The organism is Legionella sp. W10-070 (assembly GCF_900640175.1).
GTDB lineage: Bacteria > Pseudomonadota > Gammaproteobacteria > Legionellales > Legionellaceae > Tatlockia.
The window spans coordinates 1-25,701 of the sequence record NZ_CAAAJC010000028.1; the positions used below are offsets into that span (position 1 = coordinate 1).

Below are 25,701 nucleotides of genomic sequence, written 5' to 3' on the forward strand. Positions count from 1 at the left end.
GACAGAAAACAAAAACCCACCCTGATAGATACAGCCGTATCCTAATACCAGAACATTGATATCTGTGGAAGACGCATTATCAGCACTGACTGTGACCGTGGTTGGCACAGGCTCAGTCCCCGGCGATGTGGTGCAGACATTAGCAGTGTTATCGGGGCTGGCCGTACTGCCCGGGGTGATGGTAATGTCACAAGTGGCTCCGGCATTAAGCGTGCCCGTGCAGGTATTACTGGTAATCGAGGTGCCGGCTGGAAATCCGGATGTGTTCACCTGTACGTTGTTTGCGGGTATTGAGCCCGTATTTTCTATGCGAATGATGCGTGGGTTGCCGACCAGTGCCGGGTCAGAATCAGGAAGAGGGCTGACGATTGACAGAGCCAGATTTTGCGTGAGAGGAGACAGCGTTGCCTGATTAAAGGTCACCTCTACGGTATGATTGGCCTGGATGTTGTTCAGTTGATAGGTGGTCCCGCCATTTTGCACCACATTGCCATCCAGCAACCACTGATTGATTACGAAGCTGGTATTGGGCGTTGCCGTAAACGTCAGGCTTGCGCCGGCATTGACCACTTGCGCTGTTGAGGGAGAAATCGAGCCATTAGCACCCGCCAATGGCGTGACAGTAAATTGCTGAACGGGGGGTTGTTGTGTCAAACGAATACGTAAAATATTGGTCGAATTCGGCTGGTAACACTGCAAGTCATTACCCTGCTGGCACAATACCGGGCCACCCACGACATCCCCCTGCAAGGCGGCACCATTCACATTGAGTGTCAGTGTGCAAATTCCGTTAGCAGGAAGCTGGCAGGGTGCGCTTTGACTTATCCCTGAAATGGGTTTCATCACCAGCATTTTATCCCTCGATGATTGATTTTGTACAGTGTAAATAACCTGCGCGTTACCCCCTTGCGTGACAGTGATGTCAGTCGGTGTTTGTGGCACAAATGTCCATAAGGGCTTGGCCGCCTGCGCACCCGGCAGCATCAGACAGGAGAAAAAGGCTGTTAGTATGATATTCCTAAAAAAATGTCTTTTTTTTCTTTGCATGATGTCAGCCCTTATGCTACATAGGTAAGATTCAATAAAACCGCATTGGTGTAGAGGTGATTGAGGGTCAACCCTGAATTCATTGTCTGCCCCAAAGCGCGACCCAGTTCACTTTTACCCCAATCGGCAAACTCATAACCAACCCCTGCCTGCCAGTGGTCGTTGAGCGCCTTTTGCACTCCGGCACCCAGCGTATAGGTGAAAGCGGTTTTCGTGTGGTTTGTAAAGTTGGAATTGGGTAAGGCTTCAAATAACAGGCCCCATGGTGCCCGCAAAGGCTGTACTTCCTAGCACACCTGCTGTTGCAACCGAGGATAAAAGCCGAGCAAAGAGATGAAGCAAAGCCCTGTACAAAGAAAAGAAACACAATAAAATATAATGGAGCAAAATGAAAATAAGGGAAAATTAGTGCTGATTGCTGATTACTGGCAATGATCCGGTCATTGGAAGTGAGCAACCCTTTTTTGATATCTAACAGAAAGCTCATTCCCTGTGTCAGCATCCTATAGGTTATTTAATATTGAAAAACCACTTCAAATTATGATACTTTGTTAATGATTTAAAATCAAAGAAATCATTCAATTTTTATCCATCAAACGCGCCGCAAACATTTCGCGACAACGACTCACTCATATGGTGCTATCTATGCAGGATATTTTACTTTGAAAAATCCTAAGCTTGTAAAAGGTTTGCTTCTAGCGGATCCAGTACCTAAAGATTTTAATTTTTCTACTAAATTAATATAGAAACACAAAAAAGGATTAGTGTCTCGTCAAGATTGAATTTTCGGGAAGAATGATGCAATTATCAGGGATTGAAACAAGTCTATTATCTCCAGCCGATATTACGTTTGCAATAGAACAAGAACTTTCCCCGATACAAGCGATACTGCAAGACTGTTTCAATCGTGTAGAGACGCGAACATCAGCATTGTCTTATTTTCAAGTTTAATCAGTACGGAAGAAGAGTAAGCCCCTAACCTGAGGAGCTGACTTCCTTTTCAGTCAAAATAAAAGTACCCGTAAGAAAAATAAAATATACAATTCCAGCCAATGCACAGTATAAACCGAAAAGCCTGTTATCATGGGATGCATACAACATATTAGCCAGTTCTATACCAAGCGCCTGGATACACATACTGGTCATACTCATGAATGCCGATGTTGTTCCCTTACCAATAGATGAAGAGAAAAGAACCAAACGATTCAAAGGAGCTCCGGCGATACCAAGACTAAAGAAATAAATAATAAGACCAGGCATTAACCATAAAAAATAATCCCCCATGATTGCCGGTGTAATAAAAACAGTCAATAAACTAACACCTGCAATGGCAGATCCTCTTATCAATATTTTCCTGAGAGAACCTTTGTAGGTCATCCTTTGCAAAACCAAATTCCCAATAATAGACGCACTAAAAACAGGCATTTGCCAAAGACCGTATTGGATAACCGACAATTTGGCATCTTTTATTAAAATTACAGGAGACAAGGCTATCCAGGCTATACATGGCATACCTAAAATTCCCAAGGCTATGGAACCCAAAACCACGGAGGGGGTCGTTAACAGGTATTTATAATTGGAAGCCACTACCTTTGGCGATAATAAAACCGGCTTGATTTCCTCTCCATCGCGTTTGATCTGCCCAACTGTCTCCGGCATGAACCGTCGCAAGCCCCATAACGCTAACAACGCAAAAATACCGATAACAACGAAAATCAGACGCCAGCTGTAATAATGGACAAATAGAGCCCCCAGAAGCGGTCCTAATAACGGCGCCAGGATAGAGACATTTGCCATCAGGGCAATTAGTCTTACCGCATCCATTTCAGCAAAAATTTCCTGTAATGTTGCATAACCAATCACGCCGATAAAACATAGCCCCATGCCTTGAAAAAACCGCGCCAGGAGGAAATGAGCAATGGAATTGGAGCAAGCGATCAGCACCGTGCAAAAAAAGAAAAATAAAGCGCCAAAAATCATGATCGGCCGGCGTCCGTAACGATCAGAGATAGGCCCTAAGAACAACTGCAGGCTTGCCCCCCCTAAAACATAGGCCGTCAACGAAGTGGCAATTGCTGATTCTGGTGCGTTAAACGCTTTAACAACCTGAACCATACCAGGCATGATCATGTCATTGGCAATGTAAGTTAAAAACTCATACAGAACCAAAAAACCGGCAAAAATTAAAGCATGTCTCCGCGTGATATTGATCAATGGTTGAGGCATAAAATTCTCTAACAAATAAACCAAGAAGGCATGTTGACTTCTTGTAGTCCTAATTTCGCTCAGGATGTCTGATGTAATTTATAGCTTCCCTGCTTAAACAGGCATCAATTTTACCATCCTGCAGCCAAATTTAATAAATACCAGTTTAGATGGACAAATGCAATACATATAAACAAACTGCGCAATTGACACACAATTTTTTCCTGCTAAAATGTTCTTCATTTAAATTATGGGATAAGTAATGAAAGGAACATTTAAAACGCTGGTTGCTCTGGGATTTGCATCCCTAATCTCCTTCCCATCATTCTCTGAGCCAGCAAACCTGGGACTTTTAAAGAGTGAAATTCAATCCTATCATGACAATGGATCATACGATAAAGAGCTGGGACACACGATTCTTAAAGCTCGCGATTATATCATTAAAGAAGCAATAATAAATAAGCGACATGGAAACCCTAAAAAACTTGCTGTTGTTCTTGATATCGATGAAACAAGCCTTAGCAATTACAATAAAATGGTTAAACGTGATTTTGTTGCCAATCGCAAGCAAATCCATAAGGAAATAATGACAGCCGACTCACCTGCCATTCGTCCCATGCTGACCCTTTATAATGATGTTATGAAATATGGGGTGGACGTGTTTTTCGTTACCGGACGTTCTTTATCCGAATTAAAAGCAACACGCAGCAATCTGTTACGTGCCGGGTTCAAGGATTGGGCAGGACTTTATCTGCGTCCTGATGACTATCATCAATCCTCTATTATTCCTTTTAAAGCCAAGGCAAGAGAATCTATTACAAAACGCGGTTATACCATTATAGCCTCTATAGGTGATCAGCAAAGTGATCTTGAAGGGGGGTTTATGCAAAAAGGGTTTAAACTGCCTAACCCCTTTTACCACCTGCCCTGAAGTAATATCATCAACTGCCAGACCCCTGCGGCAATACCACAGGGGGCATCAGGCACTATCGTTCATATCCAGCCTCAAATTCTTTTTATCCATAGTAATCACGGAATGTATTTAGATATACTGCACGCAAAAAATTGGATAGAATTTTAGAAAAACACTGGCTAACCGTTATTTGGAAAGCCTATGCAAATGCCATAAAGAGTAGCAAGCTATGAATCAAGAAGAGAAACGGAGCATCATTGCTGGTTTATATGGCAATACATTAGAATGGTACGACTTTCTGCTTTACGCAAGCTTTGCCCCCCTGTTTGCCAAACTCTTTTTCCCATCGGATGTTGAATTTATTTCTCTGATGGCAACGTTCACAGCCTTTGCTGTCGGCTTCCTCATGCGGCCACTGGGGGGGTTATTACTGGGGCATTATGCTGATCATGTTGGCAGAAGAAAAGCGCTGATTGTTTCTGTATCAATTATGACTGCCTCAACGACAAGTATCGCTTTTTTACCTGCATACAACACGGCAGGAGCCATGGCACCTGTTTTGTTTGTTTTATTTCGCCTTGTCCAAGGCCTGGCTGTAGGCGGTGAGCTTCCTAGCTCTACTACTTTTTTAGTCGAACATATGGCGCACAAACGCCGGGGATTCGCGGGGAGCCTGGTATTATCGACTGCCTTTTTAGGGATTTTTTTCGGCTCGCTCACCGCAGCATCATTAAGCAGGCTCCTCCATGAGCAGCAACTCCTTGAATGGGGATGGCGACTGGCCTATTTTTTAGGCGGTATGTTGGGGTTAATCGGCATTCACTTAAGAATAAACAGCATTGAACCCGCCGTATTTATAAAAGCAAAACCTGAAAAAGAATTACCGGCTCAAGTTATTTTTAGCCGCTATCGATCGCAATTATTGTTGGCCGTGATGTTCACCAGCATACTAGCTATTGGCAATTACATTCTCATCGCTTACATGACTACTTTTTTAGTGAATTCAGAGGGATTTTTGCTGGCTGATGCCTTAACAATCAATTGCATTGCACTTCTGATACTTACTATACTCATCCCCTTTATGGGACTTTTATCGGATTATCTGGGCCGGAAGCTAATTTTTCTTAGTGGCCTTCTCGGGCTGTTAATCCTGATTTTTCCAATTTTTTTACTTCTATTGAGTGGGAACTGGCTGTATGCGTTTTTAAGTGAAGTATTGCTCGTTCTGGTGCTGGCACCTATTAACGCAACAGTGCCAACTATTATTACGGAAATGTTTCCCACCCCGGTGCGGGCAAGCGGAATATCAATTAGTTATAACCTGGGCCAGGCACTTTTTGGCGGCACAGTTACCTTGGTAGCACTAAGCCTGGTTAGAATTACCAATGATAAACTGTCACCGGCCTGGTATGTGTTTCTCTGGGCTATTATTGCTATTACCACAACAAAGTATCTGCAGGAAACCTATAAGAAAGCACTGGATTAGAGCAAAGCCTGACCATTGAGATTAAGGTATCTTTCCAGACTAAAAGTTATTCGTACTCTACCCTGACAATCTCATATTCCACCATGCCGCCTGGTGTTTGAACGGCAATAATATCATCAACCAGCTTACCGATAAGGGCGCGTCCAATGGGGGAACTGTAAGAAATTTTATTGACTTTGATGTCAGCCTCATCCTCACCTACAATTTTATAGCTGATTTGCATCTCCGTTTCGATATGGCACACATGCACAACGGAGCCAAACACCACTTTACCATTATTTGGCAATTTGCTGATATCAACAATTTGGGCATTGGAAATTTTTGCTTCCAATTCTTTAATCCGACCCTCATTAAAGCTCTGCTGCTCACGGGCAGCATGATACTCAGCGTTCTCTTTCAGATCCCCATGCGCACGTGCGGTAGCAATTGCTTCAATAATTCGCGGCCTCTCAATCGTTTTTAAGCGATGTAATTCACTTTTAAGCGCCTCCGCGCCTTGAACTGTCATCGGATGCTTTTGCATATCCACCTCTAGTGTAAATCCTGTAATCGGGTTACTGTTTCCCGATCTTCATATTTCATAGCCAAACACGCTGCTTCAGCGCCAGATAAAGTAGTAGTATAGCTAACCTTATGCTGTAATGCATTGTGTCTTATAGCAAAAGAATCGGCTATAGCCTGCTTGCCTTCCGTTGTATTTACAATAAAATCAATTTCATTGTTTTTGATTAAATCTACCACATGAGGACGGCCTTCTGCTACTTTAAATACCCGTCGGCAGTCAATCCCCGCTGCCTGCAATACAAGGGCTGTGCCACGAGTAGCAACGATTTCAAAACCTAATTCGATAAGCCGCTTCACGATTTCGCCAACCCGCGACTTGTCCGCATCCCTTACTGAGACAAAAGCACGTCGACGTCTTACAATATTACAGCCTGCCCCCAGTTGGGCTTTAGCATAGGCTTGTCCAAATCGCCTGGCAATCCCCATTACCTCTCCGGTTGATTTCATTTCCGGACCTAAAATAGAATCGACACCGGAAAATTTGACGAAGGGAAACACCGGAAGCTTAATGGAATAAAATGCTGGCATTGGGTAATGCAAAGCTAATCCCTGCTGTTTTAAACTTTGCCCGACCTTGCAACGGGCGGCTATTTTTGCCAAAGGGAATCCGGTAGCCTTTGATACAAAGGGAACCGTGCGCGAAGCACGGGGGTTAACCTCAAGCACATAAATATCATCAGCCTGAATTGCAAACTGCGCATTGATTAAGCCTACCACCCCTAACTTTAACGCCATTTGGCGAAGCTGCTCCATTAAATCCTGCTGGACGACAACACTCAGGCTAAAAGGAGGCAAGGTACAGGCTGAATCCCCCGAATGAACACCTGCCTGCTCAATATGCTCCATGATACCGCCGATTAACACTTCCTTGCCGTCGCAAACAGCATCAATATCAACCTCAATAGCATCGTTAAGGAATTTATCAAGCAAAACAGGGGAATCATTAGAAACCGCCACTGCATGCGATAAATATTGCTTAAGGTCTTCTTCCTGATAGACAACTTCCATCGCCCTGCCGCCAAGTACGTAGGAGGGCCTGACCACCAGGGGGTAACCGATACGTCTGGCAAGCGCTATGGCTTCTTCTTCACTACGAACAGTACCATTTGCCGGTTGATGAAGATTAAGCTCTTTTACCAGCTTTTGGAAACGTTCACGATCTTCGGCCTTATCAATAGCATCAGGGGAAGTCCCAACAATTGGAACTCCATTGGCCTCAAGTTCACGTGCCAATTTAAGCGGCGTTTGACCGCCATAATGAACAATCACCCCTTCCGGCTTCTCAACTGCTACAATTGACAGGACATCTTCAAGCGTTACTGACTCAAAATACAAGCGATCGGAGGTATCAAAATCGGTGGAGACTGTTTCAGGGTTACAATTAACCATGATGGTCTGATAGCCAGCTTCTCTTAAGGCCATGGCTGCATGGACGCAACAATAATCAAACTCGATGCCCTGGCCAATACGATTGGGGCCGCCGCCTAAGATGATGATTTTTTTCTTATCCGTATCAGGCCGCGCCTCACAAACTGTTTCATAACAGGAATAAAGGTATGCAGTATCACTTGGAAATTCCCCTGCGCAGGAATCAATCCGTTTATAAACTGGTGTCACACCCAGTTCCAGACGATACCGTCTTACCTGTTCCTCGCTGCTATGCAACAAACGGGCAAGGCAGGCATCGGAGAAGCCGCGACGTTTGAATTGACGCATCGCGGACTTATCGATTTCATTAAGTAACCTGCCATGTAATGTAGACTCCAGGTGAACAAGATCCTGAATTTGCGCTAAAAACCAGGGGTCTATTTTACTTTCCTGATGAACTTCTTCCAACGACAAGTCATGGCGAAAAGCATCAGCGATATACCACAATCTGTCTGGCGTTGGTTCACGTAAATGTCCTCTTAAACGAACCATATCATCCTTCTTGAATAATGGTTCTAAACCGCTGCGGCCAATTTCCAGGCCACGAATGGCCTTCTGCAGTGACTGCTGAAAACTGGAGCCAATCGCCATTACCTCGCCCACTGATTTCATCTGGGTCGTCAATATGTTGGAAGTTTGCGGGAATTTATCAAAGTTAAAGCGAGGGATCTTGGTAACGACATAATCAATACTGGGCTCAAACGATGCCGGGGTTTTACCGCCGGTTATTTCATTAGCCAATTCATCCAATGTATAGCCTACAGCCAGTTTGGCAGCTATTTTGGCGATTGGGAAACCTGTCGCCTTGGAGGCTAATGCCGAGCTTCGCGACACACGTGGATTCATTTCCACCACCAGCATACGTCCATCTTCAGGATTGACAGCAAACTGTACGTTTGAACCACCGGTGTCAACGCCCACAGCTCTTAATACTTTAATTGCCGCATCACGCATGCGTTGAAATTCTTTATCGGTCAACGTCTGGGCGGGAGCTACAGTAATCGAATCACCAGTATGCACTCCCATCGGATCGAAGTTTTCAATAGTGCAGACAATGATACAGTTATCGTTTTTATCCCGTACCACTTCCATTTCATATTCTTTCCAACCTAACACTGATTCATCAATCAGAAGTTCATGGGTTGGCGATAATTCAAGGCCTCGTGAACAAATCTCTTCAAATTCCTCACGATTATAGGCAATCCCTCCTCCAGTACCACCCATGGTAAAAGAAGGGCGGATAATCGCCGGAAAACCTAACTGGGCCTGTACTTGAAAAGCTTCTTCCAAACTATGTGCTATTGCTGAACGAGGCATCTCCAAGCCGATTTTCTTCATCAGCTGGCCGAACTTATCCCTGTCTTCTGCCTTATCAATCGCCTCTCGGGTGGCACCGATCATTTCCACCGAATACTCAGCCAACACGCCTTCACGAACCAAATCCAGAGCACAATTTAAAGCAGTCTGCCCTCCCATCGTTGGCAGTAAGGCGTCTGGACGTTCTTTTTCAATGATACGTGCAACTTCCCTCCATTGAATCGGCTCAATATAAGTTGCATCAGCAAGTTCCGGATCGGTCATAATGGTCGCAGGATTTGAATTGACCAGAATGACTCGGTACCCCTCCTCTTTAAGTGCGCGAACTGCCTGAGTCCCCGAATAATCGAATTCACAGGCTTGACCAATAACAATCGGGCCTGCACCAAGAATAAGGATGGATTGAATATCAGATCGCTTTGGCATACATGACTATATAACAGGATAAAGTGGCTCATTTTAACGGATTTTGCCTAAAGGTTATACCCATTGAGGTTAATTTCATGACATCTTCCTGTAATTCGCATAAGATGGGGTTCGGCTTTATTATGGAGAGGATTCATTATGTTAAATAAATCAATCGTTACATCCTTATCTGCCATTTGCATCAGCATATCCATGACAGCGCATGCCGAATATGATTTCTCGTGCAAGGCAGAGGTTGCAGTAGCTACGCCACCTGTGCCGCTAACTCATAATGTTGCCTTCAACATTACTGCAGTTGACAATACCGGCACCAACAAATCAATTACCCTCAAGGGCGGCAGTGCCCCTCAGTTAATTGAAAACATCGCCTGTTTTTCTACCTATACTATCAGCGCCACTGATTATGAAACCTCGCCCAATATGAAAAGAGGTACACCTATTGGCCAGTGCATACTAAACGCAGGGGCGGTTACTTTTAATTACCCTGCTGACAGTATCTCAGTAGTCTTCCCTAAAGATTTTACCTGCAACCAATAGCAATTGACTGCAAGCACCTGCTCTATATTTTTGTGTAGAGTGCTTGCGCCTGATAATTATTGTGCATTTTAGCCCACAGTCTTCCCAGCAATTCATGCATGGCAATACTTAAATAAAGAAGATTGTATGGATTGGGCAGGTATCTTTTTGCCCAACGTTCATCATTCCAGTAATAAGTATAATCGGTAGGAGCAGCGATGGGATGCATCCCCTGGGCTTGAAAAAGTGCCATCGAACGAGGCATGTGGATAGCGGAAGTAACCAGATAAAAAGGGGCTTCCTTTACTGTATTTTTAACCGCTTTGGCTTGATCTGCGGTATTGATCGACTGTGTTTCCAATACCACATCTGCTGCAGGAATCGGGAACCAGGAAGCAATGTCAGCAAGTCTTAACGCTTCCGGCGTTTGAAAGCCATAGCCACCGCCTGATAACACCAATTTGGCTGCAGGCAATTGTCGATATAACCTGATGCCTTCCAATAAACGTTTGATGCTTGCAGAATACAGTAATGAATTGGCAGGGTTATCCTCTACTTCTGACTGGCCGCCACTTAAGACAACGACCCAATGAACCGCAGGATCCGCTTTAAGTACAATCGAATATTGATCTTCGAGTTGCCTTGTCAGCAGTTGAGGCAGCCACCCTGTACTAAGGAGGAGGAACAAAACAAGTACTGACAGTAAACCCCAACGAACCAGCCGACTGTTGCCATAGACCCATAGGCAAATCAAACATAGAGCCAGAAGCAGCAGATTTAAGTTGAAAGGATTTAAGAAAAATTCTAAAAATTGACGAAAACCAGCCATCACCGGACTCTGCGCATCAGGTAAAGCCCCAACAAGGCAAACAAACAGGTTGGTCCAATAGCAGCAACTTCAGGCGGCCATTGGAACACCTGGCTTACCGGTCCAAAAAAGCGATTGACGATATGGAAACCAAACCCTACCGTAGCACCTGCAAGAATTTTGGACCCCATCGTGGATGAGCGCAATGGCCCAAAAATGAAGGGAATAGCAAGCATCATCATGACTGCCGTAGTCAAGGGTTGCATCAAACGCTGCCAGTAGGCTAACTGATAATTCAGTGCTGTCTGATGGCTTTTTTTCTGCGCCCGTAAATATTGACGCAACTCACGCAATGTCATCTCGTCCGGTTCATTGCTGCTGACACTGAGAATCCCTGGCCTTACTGAAACATCCCAAATCATCTGCGGGATTTTGCGCGCTACTGTTTGATTATTGTCAATGATTGTTTCAGTAACGTCCTGTGCTAACCATCGGGAATCAGCATAACTGATCTTTTCTATTTTACGCGCGAAACGCAGATGATTCGCTGCATCAAAATGAAACTGATAGACTTGCTGTAAGGTATTATCCGGAAGAATGGTGCCAATTGCGATAAAATCATTGTCATTACGCAACCAAACCCCATGCGCCGTTCGTAGTGCCTGGCCACCGTTTAAGGCTTGCATTTTTTTATCATTAGCCCAATAAGCCAGCCTGGGGACAATTGTCTCACCAATTACAGTAACCAGGATCACTAAAATAAGCGCTGCCTTCAGTACCGCCTGAGTCACCTGGCCAATAGACATTCCAGCAGCACGCATGACAACCAGTTCGCGGTTGTTAGCCATAATACCCAGGCCAATCAGGCAACCCAGCAGACTTGCCAATGGGAAAAACAAATAAACCTGATAAGGCATGAGCAAAAAAACATAGATAGCGGTTTGTATAATGCCAAAATCAGCCCGCCCTATATCATCAAGCTGGTTGACAAACAAAATGAATATCTGCAAGCCAGCAAGCATTAAGGTCACCAGCGCAATTGCAGAAAGAACGGTTTTGGCTATATAGCGGTCAACAAGCTTCATGAAAGTTTCCCTTGATTCCGCCAAATCAGAAACAGGCCAATGATCGCCACAGAAAGGTGCAGCCACCATACCCCCACCCATAAGGGAACTTTCCCGGCAATAATCCAGTCACGGGAAACAAACATGAAATTGGCATAAACAATATAAAGAACAATCGCAGGCAGTAATTTCGCATATTTCCCCGACCGAGGATTGACTCTGCTTAACGGCACAGCAACCAGGGTTAAAACCAATACCATAATTGGTACCGATAAACGCCATTGTAATTCAGCCGCTTTACGCCTGTCCGGGTTATTAAAAGGCAACAAGCCGGCGGTAGGTGCAGTACGGATATCACTTTGCACAGCCACTGTGGGATGTGGGAGGCGTACTTTATACTGGTCAAACTGAGCGACCTGATAATCCGCCCGACCGGGCAACCCCTCATATTCGCGCCCTTGCTGCAGGACAATATAATCTTCCGACGTCTTCGGGTCAGTCTCCGCAAAAGCCTGCTTCGCCCATAAAATATCCCATTGCGGCAAATTATCCTTTATAACCTGGCGAGCAAGAAATACATGCTCGGCATTGGTATGATTACGGTTCATCGATTCGACATAAAATACTTGCCTGCCGCCAGACACCGGGCGAAAGCGTCCCGGAACGATAGTCTGTATCAAGGTCTGGACACCTGTGGTACGCATTAATTTGGCGCGTTCTGTGGCAATGACGGGGCTTACCCATAAGATAATTACCGTTACGACAATGCTGACTACCGCAGCCAGAGCAAAACTATGTTTAAATAATTGAGAGGGGCCATAGCCACAAGCCTGGAGGACTGTCATTTCACTTTCAGCATATAAACGCCCATAGGCAATAAGCAAGGCAACATAAAAACCAAGCGGCAAGAGCAATCCCATAAGGTTAGGCAGCTCAAGCATCATTAATTTCATGATGATCATCCCGGGAATATTGCCGGCTGCAGCACGGTTAAGATACTGCACAAACTGATTACTCATGAAAATCAGTAGTAAGATAGCAGTCAAAGAAGTTAATGTAATAAACACCTCTTTGGCTAAGTAACGAAAAATTAACACATTTTTTCTCTATACCTTGACAGGTCAGTCATTTTGATAAATAAAAAAGAGCCTGCACGCAAAACAATACCCCATACAATGACGATAGTTTACCTTACTAATAAAGGGCGTATCAAATTAAGCTGCTCGCATTATACAGTATTTAGCCCTCACTTCTTGTCCTTAGCGTACTTATCAAATCATGCCGGGTAATTTTTATCATAAATTGCATCGGCTTATATTGACCGTTATCCTATGTTAAAATAAAAAAACACTTAAACCTGAACGCACAGGAAAATAATGAACTACGGATTGACCGAAACGCCGACATTGAAAGCAACCGAATGCCTGGTTCTTGGATTATTTGCTGACAGTGACTTTTCTGCTGTTATTAAAACCCTTGACCAGCGACAAAACGGCCTCATCACCCGGTTGTTCAGCAAATTAAATGAAAGCGGGGATGCTGTCTGGCAAGCGGATGTCGATGGCCACAGTTTAATGCTGCTGCATTGCGGTCAACAATCCGAGTTTAATTGCAAAAATTTACGCAAGCGCTTAAGTGATATCGCTGCAGCCCTTATTAAACAGCGCATCGTTTCAGCAACTGTCTGCCTGCCTCAGGTCAATCAGCGCCATGCCGATTGGCAGATTGAACAAATGCTTTTGCAAATCGATGCCCAACTTTACCAGTTGTCAGATTTTAAAACAAAAAATAACAAGCCATACCGTCTTGAATCCCTGCAGTTTTATTTGCCAGGGGCTAGCGATAGCGCAATAGCAACCGCCAATGCAATTGCTGAGGGCGTAAAATGCAGCCGTGTCCTCGCTGACCTGCCGGCTAATGTGTGCACACCCACTTACTTGGGAGAACAGGCGATTGAATTAGCAGGAGAACATGAAAGTTTAACTGCGAAAATTATCGGTCCGGAAGAAATGCATGCCATGGGCATGGGGGCTTTGCTGGCGGTGGCACAAGGCAGTATCCAGCAGCCACGTCTGATCGAACTTCAATACCGTGGCGGAAAAGATACCCCCCCCATTGTCCTTGTTGGTAAAGGAATTACTTTTGATTCAGGCGGCCTTTCGATAAAGCCTGCCAACGCAATGGATGAAATGAAATATGATATGTCAGGAGCGGCCAGCGTATTGGGTGCTTTAAAAGCTTGTGCCTGTCTAAAACTGCCGATCAATGTGGTTGGGCTTATTGCCAGTGCTGAGAATCTTCCCAGCGGCACAGCAGTAAAACCAGGTGATATCGTGACCTCCATGTCCGGCCAAACCATTGAAATACTGAATACCGATGCCGAAGGCCGTCTGGTACTCGCTGATGCTTTGACTTACGCTGAACGTTTTGATCCTGCTTTTGTGGTTGATATCGCCACCCTTACAGGAGCAATGGTTGTTGCGCTTGGTTATGCAATTACCGGCTTTATGACAGAAGATGAGGATTTGGCCAGGCACATTCTCGCTGCTGCTGAAGAAAGCGATGACAAAGCCTGGCGCATGCCTTTGGACGATGCCTATCAGGAAGCGCTAGACAGCCCTATGGCTGATATGATCAATGCTTCTTTTGATCGGGCTGCCGGTGCAATTACCGCCGCCTGCTTCCTTTCCCGTTTCACCAAAAAATACCGCTGGGCCCATTTGGATATCGCAGGCACTGCCTGGGTTTCCGGTAAAAAGCGAAATGCCACCGGCCGTCCCGTTCCTTTGCTTGTACAATTATTACGCCATGTCTCCAATTCGCGTTGATTTCTATCTATTAGCCAGCAAGGAGTCGTCTGCACGCTGGCTCCTTGCCTGTCGCTTACTCGAAAAAGCCTACCTGCGTGGCCATCGGGTTTTTGTCTATTGCGATAACCAGCAGGATGCTCACAAGTTAGATGAGTTGCTTTGGACTTTTAAAGAGGACAGCTTTATCCCCCATAACCTGCAGGGAGAAGGTCCTGAGCCTCCCCCGCCAGTTCAAATTGGCTATCAGGAAGAGCCTCGTGGATTTGATGACATCTTATTGAATCTAGCCACCCGTATTCCCCTTTTTTACAGCCGCTTTCAACGGATTATGGAAATTGTGATAAATGAAGACGCTGCGAAAGAATTAAGCCGTGCGCATTATCGCGATTATCGTGGAAAGCAGTGTCAACTGCATACTCATAATTTATCAGAATGAGACAGTAAACTACTGCAAGGATAATCACAAAAAAGGGTAATCACAAAAGAGGCCGATTAAATGTGGTTTTCCAGTCGGTTGCCTACGAGATCGTAAAGCTTCAAGACGCTGGCTCCCCGCGGTCAAGCCGGTATTGTTGCATAAATGCCGGTCAAGCCGCGGGACGTCGAGAACCAGTGAGGATAAATTCCTCGATTATGAAGCGCCCAGCGATGTTAATTTCAACTGACGGCCGCAAACCCATGCCTTATTCAGCTCCTGGAAGACTTCTTTAGGCATCCCTTTAGGTAAACGCACCGTTGAGTGGTCATCATGGATTTTCAGACCAGTAATGAAACGGCTTTCCAATCCGGCTTCATTAGCAATGGCACCGACAATATTGCCCGGCTTCACCCCGTGGATACGTCCTACATCAAGACGAAATAATTCTTGCTGGCAGTCTTCACGAAAGTTTTTTCTCTTCCTATCTTTTTTGTGAGGCTCGGAATCAAAACGGGGAGAAAAACTAGATCCTCGCTCTTTTGAACGCGCTTCTTTTGGCGGGCGGGCAGGTTTAGGTAAGTCACATTGCCAGGGCTTATCCTGATTTATCAGTAAAGCAAGCGCCGCAGCCACATCAACAGCAGACTGCTCATTTTCTTTGATGAACTCTTCAATAATGCGTCGATAAGCAGGTAAATGCTCATGCTGCAACCGCATGGTAATACTTGTCATAAAACGCTGCTGTTTTGCCTGTTGAATCATATAATCATTAGGCACTGTAATTTTTTCAATGCGTTGACGAGTATGGCGCTCAATCAGATTCAGAATCCGTGACTCCTTGGGAGTAACAAATAGAACGGTTATACCACTTCGGCCAGCGCGTCCCGTTCTTCCTATCCGATGCACATAGGTTTCACAATCATGCGGTACATCATAGTTAATCACATGCGTTACACGATCAACATCCAGACCACGTGCCGCAACATCAGTAGCGACTAATATATCAATCGCTCCCTGCCTGAATTGGGCGATTATTTTCTCACGCAAAGCCTGAGTGATATCACCATGGATAGCCATCGCTCGATAGCCTTGTTGTTGAAGTACAGCGGCAACTTCTTCAGTGCTGCTCTTGGTACGGACAAACACCATGACGCCCTGATAATCCTCTACAGCAAGCACCCTGAGCAATGCATCCGATTTTTGGCCAGGAGAGGCAAATAAAAACCGCTGCTCGATGCTCTTGACTGTTGCAGTTTCAGCACGAATTTCCACTGAAACCGGATTGTTCAAATAGCTGTTAGCAATTTGACGAATCCGATAAGGCATGGTTGCCGAGAATAATGCCACTTGCTTTTCAGACGGTAATTTAGCCAGTATGGTTTCTACATCTTCAATAAAACCCATACGTAACATTTCATCTGCTTCATCAAGTACAAAGGTACTCAAATTCCCCAATTGCAGAGTGCCTCGATCAATGTGATCAAGAATCCTTCCCGGAGTCCCTACCACTACCTGGGCTCCCTCGCGTAATTGCTTTAACTGCCGACGATAATCCTGCCCTCCACAAAGTACGGAAACGGTAATACGTTGATAGGTGCTCAACTTTTCAAATTGTTCAGCTACCTGTATCGCCAATTCACGCGTTGGCGCCAGAATTAACGCCTGGGTTGCGTGGGATCCAACCGTCAATTTTTGTAAGATGGGCAATGCAAAAGCCGCAGTTTTACCAGTACCGGTCTGCGCTTGAGCAATCACATCACGTCCTTGCAGCAACACGGGGATGGTTTGTGCCTGCACAGGGGATGGCGTTTTAAACTTCATGTCCTCAAGTGCTTTAAGCAATATATCTGATAAGTTGAGGTCAATAAAGTTTGGTAGTTCTTGTGTCATAAAATATCCAAATAAAATCGTAAATCCAAAAACGGACTAAGCAATACAAAAAATGTTCAGTATAATAACAAAACAAACAAGAGCATGCACGAACTATATTTTTATTGTTTTCCATGCGAAAGAAAACTCGGGTCGGCATATTCCAATCAGGACTATTATAATCTCATTTTGTTCTAATAACAAACAATTTATTTAAATAAGGAGCATTGACCTGTATAGCTAATCATAAGATAATCAGATGTCAGCTCATTCAGGATGAATACCGACTTATGACTAAAAATATAACCAACAAGCCTGTCATCGTTGTGCGAAATGCCAAAATTGCCGATATCCCCAAAATACGTGCGCTTGTCGCACGCGCTTACCCAGCCACAATGGAGAATTACAGCACAGATGCCTTACGTGGCCATGTCCATCACTTTCCCAAAGGACAGTTTATCGTTGAGTATGAGGAAAAAATCGTCGGTTATTGCGCCACTTTTAAAATTAGCGGTGACATCGCCCTGCGGCCTCATACCTGGGATGAAATTACCGGCAGCGGCTATGCATCCCGCCACGACCCCAATGGCGACTTTCTTTACGGAATGGAAGTCTGCGTCCATCCTGACTATCGCGGGTTTCGCATCGGCAACAGATTATACACCGCCCGCAAAAAATTATGCCAGGCAGAGGGATTAAAAGGCATTGTCTTTGGCGGCCGTATTCCACGCTATCAAAAACAACGCAAAAAATTTCCTGATGTTAATGATTATATCGATGCTGTGATCAATAAAGATATTAAGGATCCGGTTCTCTCCTTTCAGCTGCGCAATGATTTCCAGTTAATCGGCATATTGCCAGACTACCTGCCTTCCGATAAGCATTCCATGGGATATGCTGCTCATTTGGTCTGGTATAACACACCAGTAGCCATGAACTCCAAACCAGGAGGCAATAAAAAAGCAGAGCCGGAACCAATCATCGATAAGGTGCGCCTAAGTGCCGTGCAATACATGCAGAGACGTGTGCACTCCTTTGACGAGTTTGCTCATCATGTGGAGTATTTTGTTGATGTTGTCGCAGACTATTATGCAGACTTTGTTGTATTTCCTGAATTATTTACCTTGCAGCTGCTTTCCATTGAGAACGTGGTATTAAGCCCTGATGAATCGATGTTGCAACTGACCAAATATACTGATTCTTATCTGGAACTCATGTCCTCCCTTGCGATCCAATACAACATCAATATCATCGGCGGCACCCACCCAACAAAGACGGATGGCAAGCTGTATAACGTTTGTTATGTATTTTTACGAGACGGGCAAATTCATGAACAATATAAAATTCACCCCACCCCTAACGAACGGTATTGGTGGAATTTTCATGGCGGTGACCAGTTAACTACGATTATGACCGATTGTGGCCCTATTGCCATCCTCATTTGCTATGATTGTGAGTTTCCAGAACTGGCCAGGCATGCTGTGAACCAGGGGGCTAAAATACTTTTTGTTCCCTTCTGTACTGATGAAAGGCAAAGCTACATGCGCGTACGTTACTGTGCACAAGCAAGAGCTGTAGAAAATCAATGTTATGTCGTCATGGCAGGAAATGTGGGAAATTTGCCCGGTGTTGAAAATATGGCGATACAATATGCGCAAAGCAGTATTTTTACCCCCTGTGATTTTCCTTTCGCCCGTGATGGCATTGCTGCCGATACCACTCCGAATGTAGAAATGGTTTCTTTTGCCGATTTAAGCCTCTACAGCCTCGAAGTTGCCCGCAATCAGGGAACGGTACTTAACTTAAAAGACAGGCGCTATGACTTGTATTCTGTCAGATGGAAAAATAAATAGTTTTGATTTTCCCTGCAAATCGCACCATCCAGAGCTTCATGTTATTCATGATGCTGGAATTATAATACAGCTACAATATAATAAGTCGCTAGGTTCTGTGCACTTATCTACTATCTTGGCCAAAAAGCCTTGATTTTCTGCGCTCCGATGCTCACATACTTCTATGTATGCTCCGCTTCGGTGCTCGCCAATCAAGCCTTTTTGACTCAAGCTAGCGATAAGTGCACAGAACCTAATAATATTTATTTACAGGAAGGGGATTATTTATGACGGGAACACAACAACCACCAAAAAGACTCCGTCGCTCGCGCAAAGAGCGAATGATTGCAGGAATTTGTGGAGGTTTGGCGGAATATTTTAATATTGATCCCACCTGGATGCGGCTGCTTTTTATTGTCCTCTTGCTATTGGGAGGCTCGACCATTTTGGTTTATCTGGTGATGTGGCTGGTTGTGCCCTTAGAGCCATTAGAGAGCGGAACAAAAGATATTGATCATCGCCCTTAATATTACTCAACTGCGATAGGTGGTAATTAATAGTAGCCCGGATGAAGCGCCAGCGAAATCCGGGATCGCAGTTTGATAATAAACACATTTTCCCGGATTTCCCTGGCCTTCATCCAAGCTACAATTTTCAAGAAAACCGCAGGTTTCATCATCCCCCTAAAACCTCAGCGCTTGACTTCTTTCTTCATTCAGTTAAGGATAAGTGTTTGGTTTTATATATATAAGGATATTAGATGAAAAAGCTTCTTCCACTTTTTTTCCTTCCCCTCACAGCAAGCCTTTCAGGCATAGCCACTGCGGGAACGATGGGCCCAGCGGTAAAACCGGAAACCTGGTACCTGGTTGGCGGCGGCGGTTATTCTCATTCACGCGATGCAGGTATCCGGGTTGATCCGGCTGTATGGGATTTTGCCATTCAAGGGTATAGCGATAATCTTGATTCAACCGCGCTGTTATTTGCCGGAGTTGGTCGGTATATAACGGACTACCTGCGCATTGACGTACGGGCAGAACATCGTGGAGATTACCATTACTCTAAATTTCAAACTGGCCTGGATACCGGTACTCCCAGCTTCACCGGTGATGCGCGAACACGCAAGTTTGATCTATCCAGTGACAGCGTGATGCTTAGCGGCTGGCTGGATTTGGGTCACCTGTATCCAAACCTGCTGTGGGAAACTAACCAGTTTTCGATCCAGCCATTTGTCGGTGCCGGGCTTGGGGTTAATTACATGAATGTAAAAGACTTTCGTACCATCGGCGCGCCATTTGGGGTAAACCGTTTCGAGATCGCCTCAATCAACCAAACCACTACAAGCAGCAAGTTTGCCTGGCATGCCAGCGCAGGATTATCTGCAAAGTTCACTGAACGAACTTCGCTGGCCGTCGGTTATAATTATTTTGATGGCGGAAAAATACCATTTCCTGACTTCATCTACTCTTCGTTGTCAGCCCCAAGTGGCCGTTCTGGAGTAAGCGTTACGCCCTGGCGTGGTCGATTGAAAGCCAATGAAGTATTTGCTGAATTGCGCGTTTTGATCTAACCCGGTTATTGCCCTGCAGGCGTCGTTGGAAAGCCAATCGACGCCTCCTCCTGCTGACCTTGATATGTGCAAATGAAAACCTTGATTCCGCTATGCTCCATCAAGGCTACGTTTGTTGTTATTACACTCCGGAATTTTATCAATGGCTAAATTTTCCAGTCAACCAGCTAGTTTAACGCGTGTGCCGCAGCCGATAATATCTGAAGTCATCTCCTATCTTGATTTAAACACAATGGCTAACTTATCTCAGGTCAGTAGACAAATGAACAGCCTTGTCAGCGAATCTGTTAATCAATATGAGATAGTCATTCATAAGAAAAATGACCAGCAAGAAACAATGGCAGGAACCTATTCTCAAATTATGAAAAGGTTAAGTACAAACAAAAAAAGGGAGCGTCTGGAACTAAGTAATAGTATCACCTATCGGTTTAAAGAAAATTATTTGGACAATCACCGGTGCTATGGTGAATCCAGTAAAGATAAAATTGTTGGCGCAGGCACGTGCTTTACTGCGGTAATAGCACCAACTGCCGTTATTGCCTCAGCCTTTCTTTCCCCTGGAGAAATTTTTGTTGCCCTGGGTATTGGCATTGGTACCGCATGCTGTGGTATGGGAACCACTTTTTTCTGCAGTAAAAAAATACAAAAAGCAGAAGAAAAAGTAAAGCAACTGGATGATGAGATTCCCGTTACATTTTCAATGAAACAATAGGTTAAAGGATAGACAATATGACTACCACCTTACCCACTGTTATTGCTGAAACTGACTCTGACAGGCTTGATAACCACCCCCTGGCCAGCCTTTCTTCGGTAAACGGTTTTTTCCATGAACAAACCCGTTCTTTGCAAATTTACAGAGAAATTATGTCAACAATTTCCAAGCTTAATGAGGAAGTAACATCTTTATCCAAAAAATTATCTCATGATACTCCGCTAACCTATGAAGATTATTTCAGATATAAAGTAAATCATGCCCCAATACCAGGAGGTGAGCGAGAATTGCATGAACAGGTCATTTTATTACGTTGTAAAATTTTGAAAATAAGAAGCTTAAGCAATTACCATTTGAATACATTCAATATGCCGCAGCAACAATCACTACAAGCCAATTTAAGTGATTTAATCACCGCATTCACTGCTTATGCAGGTCCCTTGACCGATTATGAGTTGAATCTGCGGGAGGAAATGCTTGCAATGATACCCCTTTTGCATATTAAAATTTATTTTTTCCATCATGAGTTTAGCGAGCCCTTTGCCAACAAACTTTTTTTTACACAGATTACATTCATAGATGGTAGCATCCGAACGTTCCACACTGAAGTTGGTCATTTACATCCTTTTTTTAAACAGACAGAAAAGATAAAAACAACAATAGATGTTTTAAAGTTTCTTTATCAACTAAGAGAACACGAGGAAGCACAGCATTACGTTCAGCTATATAAACATGAACCCAGCTCACGTTGTTACTATTCTCCCATAGCTTCGCAGAGCATGCCTACCAGATAGACCAACCATTAAATACATGCCTGCTTATTTAATCAGACAATCGACATCCCCATTGAGAACCCGTTACTTCTCTGGAAGTAGAATGTACGGGTTTTTCTTCAGAACTCATTAAACGAGATGCTGCAGTAAAGAAAGGATACTCATCCTGTTCGCTTTGAAGTAGCCTATCTCCAGACTTGGGTATCACATAATAAAGCTTGGTGGCGTATTTCTGTTCATGCAAGGCTGCCTGGTCTGCCTTTGATAGCTGCCAATGGGTCAAACTATCAGTTCTAATTTTTCGTTAATCAGTTCAAAACAGGCAGGCAAATAACCAGCCAGTTCACCATCAGCTTCAATGGCCAACCGGGTCTCTTGCGCCTCTATCCTTACCTTTTTGGCTTGAATGTATTGGACTTGTTTCTCAAGCAAATGTTTGCCAAAATAAATTTTTATGAATTTGAAAACCGCCGCAAGGCGGGAAAAGTTATGAAAAATAACCACATCAAGTAAATCATCATGAAGGTTCGCCATCGGAGCTACATGCATCCGTCCACCAAAATATTGACCGTTACAGACCGCCATTAAAAACATGTTTGTATCAATCGGCGGGTTTTCATCAAACTGCAGTTGGACAACTGCCTTGTGGTAAGTCATCAAGCCTAACAAAGCATTTACAAAATAATTAACGCTGCCCCCCAATTTCTTCAGCCATCGGCTGTTAATTGATTTTGCAACCACATGCGCTGATAAGCCACAACTGGCAATGTTAATAAAATAGCGGGGTTGCTGGTGGGGGAAACTAATTTTACCTACATTCGTCTCGATTGCTTGACGATGGACTAAGCGATCTAGAAATTCGGTAACCTTTTGCCGGGGAAACTGGCGGGCAAAATCCCCTCCGCAACCTGAATTAAAGTAAGCATAGCGAGTGCGTGGATTAATTAATTTATCTTCATGGAATAAGCCATTCACCGCATGACTTAAAGTACCATCGCCACCAATAATTAAACAATAATCCGGATCTTCCTTTATAAGGTCAGCCGTTAATCGGTCAATATTGTCAACCTGATTGGACATGCGGTAACTAATCTCATCAAACAAGGCATGCAAGCCTGGCATTATTACATTCCAGGCTTTCTTTCCGCGTCCCCCGCCAGAAACAGGATTAATCACTACCGCAATTTTACTCATAAAACGGCGGCTAAACGACAGGCTTGATCAATAGCGTGACGTGCGTCCAGCTCCAGCGCTTTAAAAGCCCCCCCTATCAAATGGACTGACTGGCCTGCCTGCTTTAGCGGCTCATAGAGGGTACGCAATTCATTTTGCCCTGCGCAAATGACAATGGAATCAACGGGCAGTAATTCTTTTCGTTCTCCGATGAGCAAATGCAAGCCTTCATCATCAATCCGTTCATATTGAACACCTGATAGCATTTTAACCTGACGATGTTTCAAGCTTAAGCGATGAATCCAACCTGTCGTTTTACCCAAATTTTTTCCATGTTTTTCTTTCTTACGCTGTAATAGATATACCTGGCGTGGGCTTGTGGGGATTTCTGGGGGTTTCAATCCCCCGCGCGTTTTGGCTTCAAGGTCAATACCCCATTCACTATAAAATCGCTTTTGCTCGCCATTAGACTGATGGGTTAATAATTCGGCAACATCAAAGCCTATCCCGCCTGCGCCAATAATGGCCACACGCTCCCCTGGGACTTTCTGCTGTTGGATGACCTCAATATAACTCATTACTTTTTCATGCGATATACCGGCAATTTGCGGAGTACGCGGGATAATCCCGGTTGCCAATACAACCTCATCAAAGCCCTTTAGCATCCCCATATCAGCCTCAGCGCCTAAACGGATGTCCACTTTAAATGTTTCCAATTGATGGGTGAAGTAATTAATCGTATGCTGAAACTCTTCCTTCCCGGGGATATGTTTTGCCAGATTGAATTGTCCTCCCAGTGCATTGCTTTTTTCAAACAAGGTTACCTGATGGCCTCGTTCTGCGGCAACCGCAGCAAACGCCAGTCCTGCGGGGCCGGCACCAACTACGGCAATTCGTTTTGGCCTGGCAACGGCCTGGTAAACCAATTCTGTTTCACTACAAGCGCGAGGATTTACAAGGCAGGAAGCCGTTTTATTGACAAATACCCGATCTAAACAGGCTTGATTGCAGGCAATACAGACGTTGATAGCCTTGCTGTCTCCCATTTTTGCCTTTTGGGGAAACAACGGGTCGGCCAGGAAAGGTCTGGCCATTGAAATCATATCAGCTATCCCTTCCTCAAGCAGGTTATTGGCTAATTCAGGGGTATTGATACGGTTTGAAGTAATCACAGGAATGGTGATTTCCGGTTTCAGCCGTCTGGTAATCTGGCTAAAAGCCGCAGCAGGAACCATGGTGGCGATAGTTGGGATACGGGCTTCATGCCAGCCAATGCCCGTATTAATCATACTGGCTCCGGCTTTCTCAACAGCCTGGGCTAATGAGATAACCTCTTCCCAGCTGCTCCCTTTAGCAATAAGATCAAGCATTGAAAGACGGTAAATAATGATAAAATTATCGCCCACTGCCTCGCGTACTTTGCGGACAATCTCCACTGGGAAACGCATGCGGTTCGCAAAAGATCCCCCCCACTCATCGGTACGCTGATTGGTATGCTCGACAATGAACTGGTTAATCAGGTAGCCTTCACTGCCCATGATTTCCACACCGTCATAGCCAGCTTCTCTGGCAAGATAGGCACAGCGGGCAAAATGCTCGATTGTTTTCACCACACCACGTTTACTCATTGTCCAGGGTTTAAAAGGGCTAATCGGTGATTTCAAACGGCTTGGGGCAACAATAAAAGGATGATAGCCGTAACGGCCAGCATGTAAAATCTGTAAGGCAATTTTTCCACCGGCATCATGAACCGTACCCGTCACCAGTTCATGGCGTTGCTGTTCTTTTGCAGAGGTTAATTTCGCTGCAAAGGGAGCAAGGCGGCCAGCACGGTTGGGAGCAAAGCCGCCAGTCACTATGAGACCGGCCCCACCCTGAGCACGCTCTTTATAGAAAACAGCCAAACGCAACAAGCTCTCTTTGTCCTCTTCCAAACCAGTATGCATGGATCCCATTAACAAACGGTTTTTCAACTGTGTAAATCCTAAATCCAGCGGCTGAAATAAAGCCTTAAAAGGAGTGTGTTCAAAAGAGGTGTGATCGATTTTCAATTCCATTGCCTGCTCGCCTATCTTTAAAATTAACCTACGGGAAACCCTTTATATCTAGGTTCTGTGAACAAAAATTTTCACAGCTGCAAATGCGGCTAATTGGCACCATGATATCTTTGAATTCGTTAAATAGAGCCAGCTATTCGCCTCACCATGGTACTCAATCATCCACATTTTCGCTTTGCGAAAAAATTTGTTCACAGAACCTAGTATACTTCCTATCTAAAAAATCATTTCCTGGATTTATTCAAACTAGTACAACGTTTTCACTGATTCTGTCTTACACTGCCATTCCCGCGCAGGCGGGAATCCATAGCCCAATTTAGCTCCTCACTTCACCTGAGAGATAGATTCCCGCCTGCGCGGGAATGACAACTGGACAGATTCAGTGAAACGTTGTACTAGGTTCCGTGAACAAAAATTTTCACAGCTGCAAATGCGGCTAATTGGCACCATGATATCTTTGAATTCGTTAAATAGAGCCAGCTATTCGCCTCATTCAAAGACACCATGGTACTCAATCATCCACATTTTCGCTTTGCGAAAAAATTTGTTCACAGAACCTAGAGTCTGTTGACATTTCAACTTAACTGCCCACTTCCCGCGCTTTATGCGCGGGATCCACGCAAACCACACGAAACTAATCATCCTCTTGACAAGGTTTGAGACTAGATTCCGCGCATAAAGCTTCCAATTGGCCCTAAGTTTTTATTGACAAA

Annotated in this window: 21 protein-coding genes and 1 pseudogene; 10 read left to right on the forward strand and 12 right to left on the reverse strand. The window is 44.6% G+C overall.

What is annotated here, in order from left to right; translation table 11 throughout:
- The 3 genes and pseudogenes from E1O65_RS10900 to E1O65_RS10910 all read right to left on the reverse strand — a co-directional run.
- The coding region (locus tag E1O65_RS10900) for a DUF1566 domain-containing protein (RefSeq protein WP_133133634.1) at window positions 1-1,047 on the reverse strand (1,047 nt) is incomplete at its 3' end.
- Window positions 1,048-1,058: 11 nt separating this feature from the next.
- Window positions 1,059-1,304: pseudogene (locus tag E1O65_RS10905) on the reverse strand (porin family protein); the annotation flags it as partial.
- A gap of 718 nt (window positions 1,305-2,022) precedes the next feature.
- Window positions 2,023-3,273, reverse strand: a complete 1,251-nt coding sequence (locus E1O65_RS10910) for an MFS transporter (RefSeq protein ID WP_133133635.1) — start codon at window positions 3,271-3,273, stop codon at window positions 2,023-2,025.
- A 241-nt stretch (window positions 3,274-3,514) separates the two neighbouring features.
- Here E1O65_RS10910 and E1O65_RS10915 point away from each other — a divergent pair, with 241 nt between their 5' ends.
- Window positions 3,515-4,183, forward strand: a complete 669-nt coding sequence (locus tag E1O65_RS10915; RefSeq protein WP_133133636.1) for an HAD family acid phosphatase — start codon at window positions 3,515-3,517, stop codon at window positions 4,181-4,183.
- A 211-nt stretch (window positions 4,184-4,394) separates the two neighbouring features.
- On the forward strand, window positions 4,395-5,651 hold the full coding sequence (locus E1O65_RS10920) for an MFS transporter (RefSeq protein ID WP_133133637.1): 1,257 nt from the start codon (window positions 4,395-4,397) through the stop codon (window positions 5,649-5,651).
- A 46-nt stretch (window positions 5,652-5,697) separates the two neighbouring features.
- Here E1O65_RS10920 and greA read toward each other — a convergent pair whose 3' ends face one another.
- Window positions 5,698-6,174, reverse strand: coding sequence for a transcription elongation factor GreA (gene greA, locus E1O65_RS10925; RefSeq protein WP_133133654.1), 477 nt, complete (start codon window positions 6,172-6,174; stop codon window positions 5,698-5,700).
- A gap of 8 nt (window positions 6,175-6,182) precedes the next feature.
- Window positions 6,183-9,386, reverse strand: coding sequence for a carbamoyl-phosphate synthase large subunit (carB, locus tag E1O65_RS10930; RefSeq protein WP_133133638.1), 3,204 nt, complete (start codon window positions 9,384-9,386; stop codon window positions 6,183-6,185).
- A 138-nt stretch (window positions 9,387-9,524) separates the two neighbouring features.
- Here carB and E1O65_RS10935 point away from each other — a divergent pair, with 138 nt between their 5' ends.
- A complete protein-coding gene (locus E1O65_RS10935) occupies window positions 9,525-9,923 on the forward strand; it encodes a hypothetical protein (protein WP_133133639.1) in 399 nt (132 codons plus the stop codon).
- A 22-nt stretch (window positions 9,924-9,945) separates the two neighbouring features.
- Here the strand turns inward: E1O65_RS10935 and E1O65_RS10940 are convergent, their stop codons facing one another.
- Genes E1O65_RS10940 through lptF form a run of 3 tightly spaced genes read right to left on the reverse strand, consistent with a single transcriptional unit; the run spans window position 9,946 to window position 12,871 of the window.
- On the reverse strand, window positions 9,946-10,731 hold the full coding sequence (locus E1O65_RS10940; RefSeq protein WP_133133640.1) for an ElyC/SanA/YdcF family protein: 786 nt from the start codon (window positions 10,729-10,731) through the stop codon (window positions 9,946-9,948).
- The gene (gene lptG, locus E1O65_RS10945; RefSeq protein ID WP_133133641.1) at window positions 10,731-11,795 is read right to left on the reverse strand and encodes an LPS export ABC transporter permease LptG; all 1,065 of its coding nucleotides are present in this window, start codon (window positions 11,793-11,795) and stop codon (window positions 10,731-10,733) included. Before lptG ends, E1O65_RS10940 begins: the two co-directional genes overlap by 1 nt.
- Entirely contained in the window at window positions 11,792-12,871 is a 1,080-nt protein-coding gene (gene lptF, locus E1O65_RS10950) for an LPS export ABC transporter permease LptF (protein WP_133133642.1), read from the reverse strand. The genes lptG and lptF overlap by 4 nt, the downstream gene beginning before the upstream one ends.
- A 279-nt stretch (window positions 12,872-13,150) precedes the next feature.
- Here lptF and E1O65_RS10955 point away from each other — a divergent pair, with 279 nt between their 5' ends.
- Together E1O65_RS10955 and E1O65_RS10960 are read left to right on the forward strand one after the other, a co-directional pair.
- Window positions 13,151-14,602, forward strand: a complete 1,452-nt coding sequence (locus E1O65_RS10955; protein WP_133133643.1) for a leucyl aminopeptidase — start codon at window positions 13,151-13,153, stop codon at window positions 14,600-14,602.
- The gene (locus E1O65_RS10960; RefSeq protein ID WP_133133644.1) at window positions 14,583-15,020 is read left to right on the forward strand and encodes a DNA polymerase III subunit chi; all 438 of its coding nucleotides are present in this window, start codon (window positions 14,583-14,585) and stop codon (window positions 15,018-15,020) included. The genes E1O65_RS10955 and E1O65_RS10960 overlap by 20 nt, the downstream gene beginning before the upstream one ends.
- Before the next feature lie 195 nt (window positions 15,021-15,215).
- On the opposite strand, the gene E1O65_RS10965 is transcribed toward E1O65_RS10960, so the two are convergent.
- On the reverse strand, window positions 15,216-16,892 hold the full coding sequence (locus tag E1O65_RS10965; RefSeq protein ID WP_133133645.1) for a DEAD/DEAH box helicase: 1,677 nt from the start codon (window positions 16,890-16,892) through the stop codon (window positions 15,216-15,218).
- Between the two features lie 269 nt (window positions 16,893-17,161).
- Between E1O65_RS10965 and E1O65_RS10970 the strand changes: the two genes are divergently transcribed.
- From E1O65_RS10970 to E1O65_RS10990, 5 genes are all read left to right on the forward strand, one after another.
- Entirely contained in the window at window positions 17,162-18,724 is a 1,563-nt protein-coding gene (locus tag E1O65_RS10970; protein ID WP_133133646.1) for a GNAT family N-acetyltransferase, read from the forward strand.
- 266 nt (window positions 18,725-18,990) lie between these two features.
- Window positions 18,991-19,230, forward strand: coding sequence for a PspC domain-containing protein (locus E1O65_RS10975; RefSeq protein WP_133133647.1), 240 nt, complete (start codon window positions 18,991-18,993; stop codon window positions 19,228-19,230).
- A 305-nt stretch (window positions 19,231-19,535) separates the two neighbouring features.
- Window positions 19,536-20,273 carry an outer membrane beta-barrel protein gene (locus tag E1O65_RS10980; RefSeq protein ID WP_165474959.1) on the forward strand — a complete coding sequence of 246 codons (738 nt, stop codon included), beginning with the start codon at window positions 19,536-19,538 and terminating at the stop codon, window positions 20,271-20,273.
- Between the two features lie 142 nt (window positions 20,274-20,415).
- Window positions 20,416-20,985: an F-box protein gene (locus E1O65_RS10985; RefSeq protein WP_133133649.1), complete on the forward strand. Its 570-nt coding sequence runs from the start codon at window positions 20,416-20,418 to the stop codon at window positions 20,983-20,985.
- Window positions 20,986-21,002: 17 nt separating this feature from the next.
- Entirely contained in the window at window positions 21,003-21,779 is a 777-nt protein-coding gene (locus E1O65_RS10990) for a hypothetical protein (RefSeq protein WP_133133650.1), read from the forward strand.
- Window positions 21,780-21,807: 28 nt separating this feature from the next.
- Here the strand turns inward: E1O65_RS10990 and E1O65_RS10995 are convergent, their stop codons facing one another.
- Genes E1O65_RS10995 through E1O65_RS11005 form a run of 3 tightly spaced genes read right to left on the reverse strand, consistent with a single transcriptional unit; the run spans window position 21,808 to window position 24,988 of the window.
- Window positions 21,808-22,041, reverse strand: a complete 234-nt coding sequence (locus E1O65_RS10995; protein WP_133133651.1) for a hypothetical protein — start codon at window positions 22,039-22,041, stop codon at window positions 21,808-21,810.
- Window positions 22,038-22,952: a YegS/Rv2252/BmrU family lipid kinase gene (locus E1O65_RS11000; protein WP_133133652.1), complete on the reverse strand. Its 915-nt coding sequence runs from the start codon at window positions 22,950-22,952 to the stop codon at window positions 22,038-22,040. Before E1O65_RS11000 ends, E1O65_RS10995 begins: the two co-directional genes overlap by 4 nt.
- Window positions 22,949-24,988: an NADPH-dependent 2,4-dienoyl-CoA reductase gene (locus E1O65_RS11005; RefSeq protein ID WP_133133653.1), complete on the reverse strand. Its 2,040-nt coding sequence runs from the start codon at window positions 24,986-24,988 to the stop codon at window positions 22,949-22,951. The genes E1O65_RS11000 and E1O65_RS11005 overlap by 4 nt, the downstream gene beginning before the upstream one ends.
- Window positions 24,989-25,701 lie beyond the last annotated feature (713 nt).